Source organism: Paenibacillus sp. YPG26 (genome assembly GCF_023704175.1).
Lineage (GTDB): Bacteria > Bacillota > Bacilli > Paenibacillales > Paenibacillaceae > Fontibacillus.
Genome location: NZ_CP084530.1, coordinates 2789364 through 2801481 on the forward strand (window position 1 = coordinate 2789364; position 12118 = coordinate 2801481).

The 12118-nt window shown below is 51.5% G+C and carries 13 protein-coding genes; 6 read left to right on the top strand and 7 right to left on the bottom strand.

Going from position 1 to position 12118, the window contains the following annotated elements:
• Positions 1–67 precede the first annotated feature (67 nt).
• The 7 genes from racE to wecB all read right to left on the bottom strand — a co-directional run bounded on the left by racE (position 68) and on the right by wecB (position 5895).
• Entirely contained in the window at positions 68–880 is an 813-nt protein-coding gene (gene racE / locus LDO05_RS13125) for a glutamate racemase (protein WP_251378722.1), read from the bottom strand.
• A gap of 211 nt (positions 881–1091) precedes the next feature.
• The gene (locus tag LDO05_RS13130; protein WP_251375827.1) at positions 1092–1451 is read right to left on the bottom strand and encodes a YtxH domain-containing protein; all 360 of its coding nucleotides are present in this window, start codon (positions 1449–1451) and stop codon (positions 1092–1094) included.
• 243 nt (positions 1452–1694) lie between these two features.
• The gene (locus tag LDO05_RS13135; RefSeq protein WP_251375828.1) at positions 1695–2123 is read right to left on the bottom strand and encodes a DUF86 domain-containing protein; all 429 of its coding nucleotides are present in this window, start codon (positions 2121–2123) and stop codon (positions 1695–1697) included.
• Positions 2124–2136: 13 nt separating this feature from the next.
• On the bottom strand, positions 2137–2424 hold the full coding sequence (locus tag LDO05_RS13140) for a Dabb family protein (RefSeq protein ID WP_251375829.1): 288 nt from the start codon (positions 2422–2424) through the stop codon (positions 2137–2139).
• Positions 2425–2580: 156 nt separating this feature from the next.
• A complete protein-coding gene (locus LDO05_RS13145; protein WP_251375830.1) occupies positions 2581–3333 on the bottom strand; it encodes a hypothetical protein in 753 nt (250 codons plus the stop codon).
• Between the two features lie 32 nt (positions 3334–3365).
• A complete protein-coding gene (locus LDO05_RS13150) occupies positions 3366–4286 on the bottom strand; it encodes an ABC transporter ATP-binding protein (RefSeq protein ID WP_251375831.1) in 921 nt (306 codons plus the stop codon).
• Positions 4287–4785: 499 nt separating this feature from the next.
• Positions 4786–5895, bottom strand: coding sequence for a non-hydrolyzing UDP-N-acetylglucosamine 2-epimerase (gene wecB / locus LDO05_RS13155; protein ID WP_251375832.1), 1110 nt, complete (start codon positions 5893–5895; stop codon positions 4786–4788).
• Between the two features lie 249 nt (positions 5896–6144).
• On the opposite strand from wecB, the gene LDO05_RS13160 reads away from it, so the two are divergent.
• The 6 genes from LDO05_RS13160 (at position 6145) to LDO05_RS13185 (ending at position 11641) form a co-directional block, all read left to right on the top strand.
• Positions 6145–7137 carry a glycosyltransferase gene (locus LDO05_RS13160; protein ID WP_251375833.1) on the top strand — a complete coding sequence of 331 codons (993 nt, stop codon included), beginning with the start codon at positions 6145–6147 and terminating at the stop codon, positions 7135–7137.
• A complete protein-coding gene (locus tag LDO05_RS13165; protein ID WP_251375834.1) occupies positions 7137–8765 on the top strand; it encodes a glycosyltransferase family 2 protein in 1629 nt (542 codons plus the stop codon). The genes LDO05_RS13160 and LDO05_RS13165 overlap by 1 nt, the downstream gene beginning before the upstream one ends.
• Positions 8762–9784 (top strand): polysaccharide pyruvyl transferase family protein, encoded by a 1023-nt coding sequence (locus tag LDO05_RS13170; RefSeq protein WP_251375835.1) that lies wholly within the window; start codon positions 8762–8764, stop codon positions 9782–9784. The genes LDO05_RS13165 and LDO05_RS13170 overlap by 4 nt, the downstream gene beginning before the upstream one ends.
• Positions 9785–9807: 23 nt before the next feature.
• Positions 9808–10104: a hypothetical protein gene (locus LDO05_RS13175; RefSeq protein ID WP_251375836.1), complete on the top strand. Its 297-nt coding sequence runs from the start codon at positions 9808–9810 to the stop codon at positions 10102–10104.
• A 37-nt stretch (positions 10105–10141) separates the two neighbouring features.
• Complete coding sequence (locus LDO05_RS13180) at positions 10142–10345, top strand: hypothetical protein (RefSeq protein WP_251375837.1); 204 nt, start codon at positions 10142–10144, stop codon at positions 10343–10345.
• 429 nt (positions 10346–10774) lie between these two features.
• The gene (locus LDO05_RS13185; protein ID WP_251375838.1) at positions 10775–11641 is read left to right on the top strand and encodes an EcsC family protein; all 867 of its coding nucleotides are present in this window, start codon (positions 10775–10777) and stop codon (positions 11639–11641) included.
• The last annotated feature ends 477 nt before the right edge of the window (positions 11642–12118 follow it).

Consider the following 12118-nt stretch of genomic DNA (forward strand, 5'->3'; position numbering starts at 1 on the left):
AAGCTCCACCGGGGCTGCTGCCAAGCATGAAATTATACATATCATGAATAAGTCCTAGGTACCGGCCCTATAGCATAGGATTCTGCCATACGACAGGTGTAAGGTTGATGTGTTCACCAAGCCACTCACAGGCAATGGATTGGAACATTTCCGCATCCCCGCTGCAAAAGAACTGGTGAATCGGCGTCTCATCGCCTCGGGCCAGCTGCCCTTTTTGATACAATACCGTGCTGATCTCCCTGGCGGTCTCATCCGCTGAGCTAATCAGTTTGACTTTGGGTCCCATCTCCTGCTTGATGGCCTTCTTAAGAAAAGGATAATGAGTGCAGCCCAGGATTAGACAGTCAATGTCATTCTGCTTGATCTCTTTGAGCGCATCCTTAACGACTTCCTGAGACTCCTGGGTATCGAACACTCCCCGTTCCACCAGCGGTACGAGCGTAGGACAAGCCTCACTTACCACATGAATGTAAGGCGACAGCTCCTTCAGGGCTGCCGGATAGGCACCGCTTGCAATGGTTCCCGCCGTTCCGATCACGCCGACATGTCCGGTCTTCGTCGTACTGATCGCCGCGCGCGCTCCAGGACGGATCACCCCGATGACCGGGATCGAGATCTTGGACGCAATGTAGTCGAGCGCAGCCGCTGTAGCTGTATTACAGGCAATCACGATCATTTTTGGATTAAATTGAATTAAATAGTCAACTATCTGCTCCGTGAACAAGCGAACTTCTTCCGGTGTGCGCGGGCCGTAGGGAGTACGTGCCGTATCTCCGAAGTAGATGACCTTCTCCCGGGGGAGCTGTCTCATGACCTCTTTCGCAACCGTTAGTCCCCCTACTCCCGAATCTAGTATTGCGATAGCTTGCTGCACGAACATCCCGCTTTCCTTTTTCATAGGTTGATATGGAAAGAGCTTAATAGAACAACCTTCAGCCTTCTCTCCATATAATTCTCAACGTTACTTTATGACATTCCATCACAAAGCGTACCTAAATATTAACCCAATTTATCCGGGGGGACAAGGAAAGTGGAAGATCTTACAAAATGCAAATAAGACCCCGAAGGGTCTCATAGGCTCATACAGCAGATTACTTAACGGCTTCAACAGGCTCTGTTATCTCTACAGCACCCGCCTCATTATTCTCTACAGAAGCGGAGATTTGGACCTCGAGCTCTTTTTCTCCTACGACCGCGTTGACCTTCTTCTCACGCAGCGCATGAATGTGGCTGACTACCTCCTGAGCTTTGCCTTTCACCTTATTAATCACTTCAGAAGTCTGCCCACCAACCTTGCCTGCGACCTCACGTGATTTGTCACTGACCTGACGGGCACCGTCCGCGATATCCTTGCGCAGCTCACTGCCTTTCTTAGGAGCCAGCAGCAGAGCTGCGGCCGATCCGATTACACTTCCTACGAGCGCGCCCAACCAGAAATTCTTTTGACTCATTTAACATCTCTCCCTTACGGCACCCGGATACCCAAGACCAGCTTCTTATCAGGGCGAATGCCTATATTGTTGATTCATTATAAGCAGCCTGGGCTTGTCTTGACACAGAGGAAGCTCAGTTACAGGAAATTTAATTTATGCGGTGAATAAAAAAGCCCGGACCATGATCGTTGACCATGATTCAGGCTTGAGTTCTGCTAGCCGGATGTGCGGAGACAGGTGTTGGCCCGGTGGCATCCGAATTTAGTTAAGTTCACGATCCAGGTAATCTCTAACCTTCGCTGCAAAAGACGTAAGCGCATCCGGAAGACGGGTCACGAGCTCGCTCAGCCCATCTTTGCGCCAGTCGAAATACTCCTGAACCAGCGGTCTGCGAAGCCGTACCAGCTCTGTCAGCAGTGCTGCAAGCCCGCTGTCCACGACCTTCTCATCCAGCATAATATCGATAATATCCTCATAACTGCTGGCATCCCGCATGATGAAGCCGTCGATGAGATAACTCCCCACATCGGTCACAACCTCAATACTCAGGTGCAGCGCTCTCTCTTCAGCGAATGCATAGAGAAGCTCCTGCTCCTGATTCAGCTGGGCCCCCGCCTGATTCAGCACCTCGATAATCTTGGGAATCATATTCAGCCGCCGCTCAATCTGCTCCCGGTTCACATAGTACATAACTCAGAACCCCTTAAAATTCGTAATCTACGGCGAACTGTGATTCACGTACCTGGCTCATATGCTCGATCACTTTCTTATGCTCTGGATGCACCTGATAGCCCTGAAGATCCTCAAGCGATGCAAAAGTTGCGATCAGTGCAATATCATAGGAGCGCTCAGAGCGCAGAACATCGGAGCCAATCTGAATATCCACCAGCTGCTCCACTTTCCCTTCCAATCCGCGAAGTACGGATACGGTTCTCTCTACACTTTCAGGTGAAGAATCTTTCAATTTGAACAAGACGACATGCTTAATCATTTCGCGCTCTCTCCTTCTGTATGGAAATGGTATTCCAAGTGGATAACCCTTAGGAGAATATATCATGGTTAGGGGAAAAGCAAAAGTTAATCAATGGACCCGATTAGATTAAACCTTATCCTAATATAGGAGTTGAATATAGCATGAGAAGACACACTAGACGACTTTTTCGACCCTGAATAATCTCATTAGAAATTGGGCAATCAGTGCAGTTACAACACAAATGGCTCCGCTGATCGCAGCATAACGGAAATCCAGGTAGCTGAAATCCATCCGAAGATAGTTGACCGCCGGGAAGGCTACGACAATTCCAACTAATATCAGCATTCTGAAAATCTTCAACACAGCCTCACTTCCGTTGGTCGCCCACACAATAGCGTTGGCCATGTACAGAAATGCAGCCACACCCAGTATCACGGTCAAAGTCGAGGACAACAGACTGACAGACCACACCGATCGGAATCCGAGCGCAGTATAAATACACCAGATCAGAACACCGTTAATGAGTGCCATGACGACAACACGGATTAGGGCGAACTGCCACACCGCCAGCATAATTTTACCGGGCCGAGACACCACTGCCAGCAGAAAGCTCAAGTTCTTCTCTGTCTTTTCTTTGGTGAAGAACTGCAGCACATGCGGAATGCCTACATAGAGTGCAAATACAAGTAAGGGTGACAAAAAGCTAACAGCAATTAGAGAATTGGTAAACACCAGCCGGTACTCACGGGTCTCGTTTAACTTACGTAATAGCGGAACAAAGCCATCAATGGACAGACCCAGACTTTTTTCCAACTCCCCCAGCTGGCCAATCGAAAATACGAAAAAAATACCAAACATCAGCACTTGCATGGTCAACGACCTTCTCCAGTTCAGAGTCTTCAGATCTTTTCTTAACAATGGCAGCATGTAAAGCCTCTCCTTCCCAGCCATGGGTTACTTTATTGTTGCACGGCGGCTTGTTTAGTTCTTCTATAAAAATCCTCGAGCGAGTTTTTTTCTTTAAAAAACTCCTCCACCTGAACGCCATGCTTCAGCAAAACCTTCAGCGGCTGAGCGATAAGCTCTGGTTGGACCACGAATGTTACCGATTGTCCATCATGACCCGCTACCGTTATCCCCTCAATAGTACGCAGGAGCTCGGCCACTGTGTCCGGATTACGGCAGGTAACAATATAATGCTCACTGATCCCGGTAATCTCTTGAAGCGCTTGATTTGCCACAATTCGGCCTTGGTGGATCATAATCACCTGATCCGCAATTTTCTCAATATCATACAAGTCATGTGAGCTTATAAGGATAGAAGTGCCCTGCTCTGAACAAATTGTGCTCAGCTTATCCCGTAGAAAAATCTTAGAATCCGGATCAAGGCCGCTAAAGGGCTCATCAAGAATCAGCAGTTCAGGCTCGTGCAATAATTCACGTATAATCATCAGCTTCTGCTTCATACCTTTAGAATACTGCCTTACTTTTACGACATTTTTCAAATCAAAGTGTTGCACAAGCATGTTGAAGCGCTCCACAATACTCTCTTTATTCATTCCGCGAAGCCGCCCAAAAAACAGCGCATTCTCCCACGCCGTCATTTCACCGTAAAGTCCCCCTTCATCAAATACAATGCCAAAACGGTTCCTGTTCTTCTGGCTCATATTATAAGAAGGCTCGCCAAACATACTGCATCTTCCCCCAGTTGGTGGGTAGAGGCCTGTAATGCAGCGGATCGTTGAAGTCTTCCCTGCCCCGTTCTCACCAATCAAAGCACAGATTTGCGCCGGATGAGTAACGATATTTACATTCTGAAGGACCTCATGACCTTGCAAGGTCAGGTTAAGTTCGTGTGTTTCAATAACCGGAAGTGTCATGTTCTACCTCCTTGGACATTTCAATGGATAGTCTGTGTGTTCGATGTCACTTCTTCTCTTAAATGGAAGTTGAAGTTATCATTTCGTCATGCAAACGCTCGGCAACAGATCCCCCCTTTCTATTTATCAATATGTAAATTATTAGGATTATTACTTTATACATCCAAATGATAAAGGTTTTATAAAACATAAGCATATAATATATGTCATTATTTTTTTATTATTGGATCACAGGTGGTGAGTGGATATTTAAATACGATAACGAAAAGGATTAAATCCAAGAAACAGGCGATTTAGTAACATAGGGCTGTTATAAGAGAAATGACCAGCCCGCCATGCATAGAAGCCACAGAACCTTTTAAACACTGGATGATAGTTCCATTTACTCTTAGCTGAGTATGGCAATAATCTAAACTTCTAAGCCGGCAAAAAAAAAGTAATGGCACTCAAACATGCCGTTACTTAAATGACAATTAGAAATCTGGGTTTTGATCTATCCTCACTCTTCAAAAAAATCTAAAATAATCCGCGCAATATACTCAGAGGCGTATCCATCCCCAAATGGATTGCTCGCCTCGGACATGCTTCTGTAGGCCTCCTTATCATCCAGCAGAATAGCAATCTCGCGATAAACACGCTCTGCCTCAGTACCTATACAGCGGAGCGTTCCCGCCTCCACGCCCTCGGGCCGCTCGGTCTTATCCCGCAGGACAAGTACCGGCTTGCCAAGGGACGGCGCCTCCTCCTGAATCCCGCCTGAATCGGTTAGTACAAAGTGACTGCGCGCCATGAAGTTATGCGTGGCTACCACATCCAGCGGTTCTGTGAGATGAATGCTTGCCCTGCCGCCAAGCATCTCCCCAGCCAGCTTCACGATTTCAGGATTCGGATGAACCGGATAGATGAACTCCACATCCTTGCGCTCTGCGGCAATGCGTGCAACGGCTTCGAACACGCCTTTCATCGGCTCGCCCCAATTCTCTCTCCGGTGCATGGTCATAAGGATCCATTTGCGGGATTTATCCAGCTTCGCAAGGAGCGGATGCTTAAACTTCTCCTGAATGGTCCACTGGAGGGAATCAATGACTGTATTCCCGGTAACATGGACATTCGCAATCCGGTTCTCGGCAGCCAGTTGAAGCCCGGACTGGACGGTTGGCGCAAAATGCAGATCAGCCACCCGGCCGATGAACTCGCGGTTCATCTCCTCCGGGAAAGGCGCGTATTTATCATAAGTCCGCAGGCCAGCTTCCACGTGTCCAATGGGAATTTGTGAATAATAAGCGGCAAGCGCGCCCATAAATGCGGTAGTCGTATCCCCATGAACGAGAACAAGCCGGCATCCCGATGAGCGAATCACTTTCTCAATACCGGTCAGCACAGACACACTGAGCTCGGTCAGACTTTGACCGGGCTTCATTAGATCCAGATCATAGTCGGGCTTAATCCCGAATACCTCAAGCACTTGGTCAAGCATTTCTCTGTGCTGGGCCGTGACACATACAACCGGTCTTAGACCGGGGGTACGCTCTAATACTTTTACCAGGGGAGCCATCTTGATCGCCTCAGGCCTCGTCCCGAATACCACGAGCACACGTATATCTTCCATATCTATGTTCTCCTCCTCTAGCAATTTACTTCGGTAGTATATGAGAGTGAACCGCAAAGCGTATCGGCGTGGAGACCCTGAATGACCTTTCCTCCTATAACCAGACTTTTCAGCCCTTCACTACAGCCAACTATTTTGCCAGGGACCGGGCCAATGGCGTTATTCTATGAAGCTAGCAATGCATAGGATGGAGCAAGCTTTCACAAAGGAGGGAAAAGCATTTTGGCTGTCATTATCTACCCCAAAACTATGAATTGGACGTTTATGAAGCAGCGGCCTCAGCAGCTGATGACCCAATTCGGAGCTCTGGGACATCAAGTGTATTTCGAGAATTTGGCGCCGCTCTCTCCTCATCTTCAAGAAGTGGAGCCCGGCGTTCACCTGTTCACCGATCATCAGAGCTTCCTGTCGCGGACACTCCCGCGTCTACGCAAGGAACATCCGGTTGTCGTGTGGACGACCTGGGCCAAACAGCGCTCGAGACTGACTCTGTTCAAGCCTGATGCGGTCATCTATGACTGCTGTGATGAGTTCCCGCACTGGGCGAAGTACGAGGCCAAGATGGTGGAAGCCTCCGACCATCTTGTAGCAACAGCGAAGACGATCAAGACGCGGCTTGAACTTGCCTATCCCGACAAACCGGTCACGCTGATACCAAATGCGGCTGATCAAAGCTTGTTCGATCTCCCGCCGAGCACACGGCCTGCCGACCTGCCGGAAGGCCCTATTGTCGCGTATATCGGCGCATGGGCTTACTGGATTGATCACGCCTTGTTCGAGAAGATCGCCCGCGCTTACCCGGGAGTTAACTTCGTCTCCATCGGGGCTCCCTATGGCGATATTCCGTCCTATACAGAGCTTCCCAACGTTCATGTACTCGGCGAGAAGCCGCACAGCGTACTGAGACAGTATTTTCCTCATATTGATGTCGCTATTATTCCTTTTCTCTACCATCCGATTACACTGGCTACCAATCCGGTCAAAGCTTATGAGTATATGGCTGCCGGTGTCCGTGTCTTGTCCACAGCACTGCCGGAATGCATTCATATGGAGCCTTATGTGACTACGGCTACAACCCATGATGACTTTGCCGCGAAGCTCGGTCATATGCTCTCCAATCCGGATTCAGAAGAAGCGCGTAATTCGAGAATCGAGTATGCCAGACAGAACCGCTGGCAGGAGCGGGGAATTGCCGGAAATGAAGTCATCTCCGAGGTTCTCCGCACTAAATCACTGCTCTAATGAAAGAGTCGGAGACCTTAATCGAGAATCTGGCGAAGGCCGTTCCCGAATCCTGGCTTGCGGATCCAAGGCGGTATGCGGACCAGCTAATCCGGAATCTGGAGAAGGATACACACCCCCAATCTGAGTGGGTATTGTGGAATCCCGCGGCGACTGGGGTCAGCCGTCCCGTGATGGACTATCTTGAACAACTAATCAATAGAATGCCGGACCCTCTGCATATCAAAGTCATGACTCTCGACTTCGTCCCGGCACAAGCGGACTACCGGAGGCGATCCAGCCTGTACTTCGGGCAAAAGGAAGCAGCCCCTGCTGACAAGCCGCCTGCAAGCTCCGGTGTCGCAGCTCTGCCCCTGCTGTGGCGGCGGGAATTTCTGCTGCACCAGCTAAGCCGCGCATTTGAACCTCTCCCCTCGGCACTATATCTCCCTTACGAGATCATGCCGTTGAATCCGCAGCAGATCATGGCTATCCCTGCTCCCCCGCTGCATCACAGCAATGGACCTGTTGAGCACAAATCACTGTACACATGTGTACTCCGTTCGGGGATCAAATGGCGGATAGCTCCGTCCAGCGAACAGCTTGAGGGCGTGGCATCGGTGATTGCCAAGAGTCGGGAATACCGGGCAGCCGCGTCACCTGGGAGGAATGGCAGCATGGGAATACAGCAAGGCTCGGGGGTGCAGCTGGGCTCGGGAGTACAGCAGGGCTCGGTAGTACAGCAGGGCTCGGGAGTACAGCAGGGCTCGGGAGTACAGCAGGGCTCGGGAGTACAGCAAGGCTCGGGAGTACAGCGGGGCTCAGGAGTGCAGCGGGGCTCGGGAGTGCAACTGAGCTGGGGAGTACAGCTGGGCCCAGGGATGCAGCAAGGCTCGGAGGTGCAGCAGGACACCTGGCCTCCTGCACCTCCATGCGAAGCCATGCCGGCTGTCTCCATTCTTCTGGCGGTCTATAACATGCGGGAATCCCTCGGGTGGGCGGTGAGATCGGTTCTGGCTCAGACCTTCCCCGAGTGGGAGCTGCTCATCGGAGATGACGGCTCAGAGGATGGTACGGCAGATCTGCCGTACCTGCAGAGTGACCCGCGGATTCACATTCACCGCTTCTCCCCTAACCGCGGCAAGGTGTTCGTGCTTAACGAACTCTTATCCTTGGCACGGGGCAGGTATGTGCTGGAGCTGGACGGGGACGACTGGCTCCAGCCCGAGGCGGCGGCCCTGCTCGCCGCCGCAATGGATGGCGCGCCGGAAGCGGCCATCGCGACCGGCGCAAGCGGCCTGTGGCAGGGCACGCGCCATCTGGGCCCCTTGTGGCGCGGCGCCTTGCCTTACCGCGGGCACCGCGCGGACGCTGATGCGGCCGCTCCGCTGGTGCCGCGGCTGTACCGCGCGGCGATGCTGCGCGGGATCGGCGGCTGGCCGAGAAGAACCGGTGCGGATGCCCGGCTCTTCGAGGACATTGCCGTCTGCGAGGCGCTGCTCGCCGAGCATCCCGAGCCGGCCGTGGTTCACCGGCCGGTGTATCACCGCGTGCTCCGCGCTGACAGTGTCAGTCAGCGCGGCGGGGCGCGGTATCCCGCCTGGTTCAGCGCCCAGGCGGACAATATGAAAGGAGGTCACCCGCAATGAACATTGCTGTCTGTGGTTATTACGGGATGGGCAACTTCGGGGATGATCTGTTCCTGCGCACCTTTCAGCAGGTCTTCTATCCGCATCAGGTCTATCCCTGGAACTCCCAGCTTGATCCAGACAAGACGGACGCTGTCATTATTGGAGGCGGCGATCTGATTACACCCTACGCCTTCAACACGTACTACTTCCCGCCTGCACTAAAAGACAAACCAACCTGGCTGTACGGGGTCGGCATCGTGGATGCCTATCCCGAGGAGACCTGGCCCGCCGCCCAGGTTGAGCAGTACCGGGAGGTCATCAGCCGGGCGAAGCGGGCGGTATTCCGGGACCCCAGATCTGCCGACATTGCCAGACGGGCCCAATTCCACAAGCGTGTAGAGGTCGCGCCCGACATGGCTTTTAGCTACAGGCAGCCCAAATATCCCTATAAGCAAGCCTCGGATAGACCTACTATTGGTATTTGTGTATTTGCTTACGAATCTTTTCCGTTTGAATCCTTCGTTACACTAATGAAGTCCTTGTCGGACCGCGGATATCACCTGCGCCTCATACCTGCTGTGAATCATCCGAATGGAGGCGGTTATTCCGACTATCCAGTATGTGTGCGGCTCAAGACCCGTCTGAGGGAGATGGATCCGGGGGCTTCTGTAGATATTTTGCCGCTGCTGCTCGATCTGGACCTGACTTACAGTGCGATCCAATCTGTCGACTATTTAATCAGCTTCAAGCTTCACCCCACTCTTGTGGCCTTGCGTGCGGGCGTTCCGGTGCTCGCCTTCAGCGGCATGAGCAAGATCAAGAGCCTGCTTGCTTCATTCGGACTGGAACAGTATTACTGCAACTACAAAGAGCCTCTTGAGAGCTTTAATCCGGTTATTGACGACTTCCTAACGAATGGCCCTGATCTGGTTAGCTCTCGTGCGCGGCAGTTCCGATCGACCGAACGGGAGAGCATCAAGAGTCTGTTGAGGCTGCGTAAGGATATGGAGAAGTACTTGCTTTGGCATAAAAAGTAAACCTGACTTAAGGAGGAAATATCATGTGCTTTTGGGGATGTGGCCGTCTTAGACGGGAAGTGAACCAGCTTGCGCGATCTGTGCGGATTCTGACAGAGCGCTTGGATGAACTAGAGGAGAACCTGGCTTCGGGATTGTTCGCGAACCCTTCGCTGCAGGAGAACCTGCAGGACAAGATCGGGCAGACGGTGACAATCAGCACTGCCAGTGCAACCGTGGAAGGAATTCTGCTGACCGCCGGAAGTGATGCTCTGGAGATCCGCGAGTCTACAGGAGATCTGGTGCTTATTCCTTACTCCCGGATCACTGTTATACAGTAGCCCTCACCAGACACACCTAAGAGAGGAGTTTTCTTATATGAATTTCCGTAAGCTTGCCCAAGGCTTCGTTGGCAAAGAGGTTGAAGTTCTAACCCCTAATGACCTGATCTCAGGCACCTTAATTTCAGTTGGTGATACAACGCTGCTGCTGAAGGTACCCCCTGTTATCTACGGTCCGCCGACCGATCTGGCCACAATTCCCCTGCAGGCGGTAGAATTCATCCGTGTCGTAGCCAGCTAGGTATTACGGTACAGTCATGAGGCACAGCCAGCAAAGGTTCACCAAAGAGAACTGAAGTATACCAATAACTCTAGTATACACATGAATGGCGTCCGGGATCCCGCATCCCTGGCGCCATTTATCATGCCCACTCCCTCTCCCAGCATGGGTCCTGCACCTATTCATAACAAAGCTGGATCTTCAACTCCTCATATTCTGCCACGAAATGTCCAGTCTTCCATTCACAAGGTTCTGATCTTCACTACTTAGGTTAATAATTTTCTATCTTAAGAAATCATAGGACAATGATCTAGACACAAGTCATACTAAGGCCCCCTCGTCTACGTTCCGAATTCAAGCAGCTTGCCCTGACCTGCGGCAAAATAAAGGCGCTGGGCTGCAACCGGCCTCGTTAATTCCCGTATATTCCCTTAAAGGAGTGGTCTTTTCATGTCAAACCCTACGCCCTTTGGGCCAAATTCGGAGACACAAGAAGATTTGAGAGGCATGCTTAAAGAAATAGAGTCTTGGGAGAAAAGCCAGAAGGACCTCTGGTTCTGGGAGAAAATCGGCCGTCTTCCCTTTATGCTCCTGGATCGCCTTACTCCCAAGGTCGTCCAGAAGAAGCTGGGACAAGCTATTGATGAGCTGGGCAGCTTCGTCCAGACCGGCGGACAATACCTGGTATCCGAGTCTTCCGTGCTGAGCAAGCTTCGGAATGAAGCGGTCTCAGAAGCTGCAGTGAGAGGCCCGCAACCAGATCTGGAAGACCCGCTAACTCTTGAGTCTGCCAGCCGCCTGCCTATTGCGGTTATGAACAAAACCTCTGAAGGACTGGTACAGAGCCGGGCTGCCTTCGCCACCGCACAGGGGGCAACGACCGGATTTGGGGGAATATTTACCCTGGCCATTGATATCCCCGCCATTCTTGGCCTGTCCCTGAAGATGATTCAAGAGATTGCCATAACTTACGGTTATGATCCCAAGGAGAAGCTGGAGCGTATCTTTGTCATTAAATGTCTTCAGTTCGCTTCGGCCGATATTGTCGGCAAAAAGGCGGTGCTTGAGGACCTGTCCGACTTCGGCAACGAGAACCGCCAGCGGGATTCTCTCTCCCAGCTGCAAGGCTGGCGTGAGGTCATTGCCTCTTACCGCGACAACTTCGGATGGAAGAAGCTGTTCCAGCTTGTCCCCATCGCCGGAGCGCTCTTTGGCGCTATCATCAACCGGGGAACACTTCAGGATGTGGCCGAAGCAGCTACCATGCTCTACCGGAAGCGGCGGATTCTTGAACGCCTGCGAGAGCTGGAAGCTTAGAGAATATGGCTGCATCGCCTGCTTTCCTAGAGCTTCCTCTGCAGTACTTGGTATGCTTTACTGCATCCCTTGGGCTGCCTGCCCAAGGTACCTAATAGCATTTGGCAGAGATAGAGGCCGTCCCAAAAGCAAAAGTTTTAAAGCTTAAAGACAACTCTTTAAGAAATGGAAGCAAAGCTCCAGCCCAAGGGAGTCATCCTTAGGCTGGAGCTTTGCTGTTTGGGTAAACCCCATGTTTCTTCAGGAGATTGGGGTCTGGGTGAAGCCACCCCACCTTCAGGCTCACTTTCGAAAAACTTGGCCAAGAGTGAATCCAAAGCAGGGTGTCTTTTATGGTTTCGTTGAAATTTCGCCGAAAGTCTGCGGAGAGACGAACGATTGCGGACAAGCGAAAGCGGTCGCCGTTGTGTTCGGATATATTCCACTGAAAATCATTCTATATATCCGAACACAGGCAGCGATGGGAGTAACGTTCGT

What these genes read in the sequence shown, in the direction of transcription:
- LDO05_RS13160 (WP_251375833.1), top strand. Translation starts at nt 6,145, where the DNA reads ATGAATTGGACGTTTATGAAGCAGCGGCCTCAGCAGCTGATGACCCAA.
- LDO05_RS13130 (WP_251375827.1), bottom strand. Translation starts at nt 1,451, where the DNA reads ATGAGTCAAAAGAATTTCTGGTTGGGCGCGCTCGTAGGAAGTGTAATC.
- LDO05_RS13140 (WP_251375829.1), bottom strand. Translation starts at nt 2,424, where the DNA reads ATGATTAAGCATGTCGTCTTGTTCAAATTGAAAGATTCTTCACCTGAA.
- LDO05_RS13185 (WP_251375838.1), top strand. Translation starts at nt 10,775, where the DNA reads ATGTCAAACCCTACGCCCTTTGGGCCAAATTCGGAGACACAAGAAGAT.
- LDO05_RS13175 (WP_251375836.1), top strand. Translation starts at nt 9,808, where the DNA reads ATGTGCTTTTGGGGATGTGGCCGTCTTAGACGGGAAGTGAACCAGCTT.
- LDO05_RS13170 (WP_251375835.1), top strand. Translation starts at nt 8,762, where the DNA reads ATGAACATTGCTGTCTGTGGTTATTACGGGATGGGCAACTTCGGGGAT.
- LDO05_RS13180 (WP_251375837.1), top strand. Translation starts at nt 10,142, where the DNA reads ATGAATTTCCGTAAGCTTGCCCAAGGCTTCGTTGGCAAAGAGGTTGAA.
- LDO05_RS13150 (WP_251375831.1), bottom strand. Translation starts at nt 4,286, where the DNA reads ATGACACTTCCGGTTATTGAAACACACGAACTTAACCTGACCTTGCAA.
- wecB (WP_251375832.1), bottom strand. Translation starts at nt 5,895, where the DNA reads ATGGAAGATATACGTGTGCTCGTGGTATTCGGGACGAGGCCTGAGGCG.
- racE (WP_251378722.1), bottom strand. Translation starts at nt 880, where the DNA reads ATGTTCGTGCAGCAAGCTATCGCAATACTAGATTCGGGAGTAGGGGGA.
- LDO05_RS13165 (WP_251375834.1), top strand. Translation starts at nt 7,137, where the DNA reads ATGAAAGAGTCGGAGACCTTAATCGAGAATCTGGCGAAGGCCGTTCCC.
- LDO05_RS13135 (WP_251375828.1), bottom strand. Translation starts at nt 2,123, where the DNA reads ATGTACTATGTGAACCGGGAGCAGATTGAGCGGCGGCTGAATATGATT.
- LDO05_RS13145 (WP_251375830.1), bottom strand. Translation starts at nt 3,333, where the DNA reads ATGCTGCCATTGTTAAGAAAAGATCTGAAGACTCTGAACTGGAGAAGG.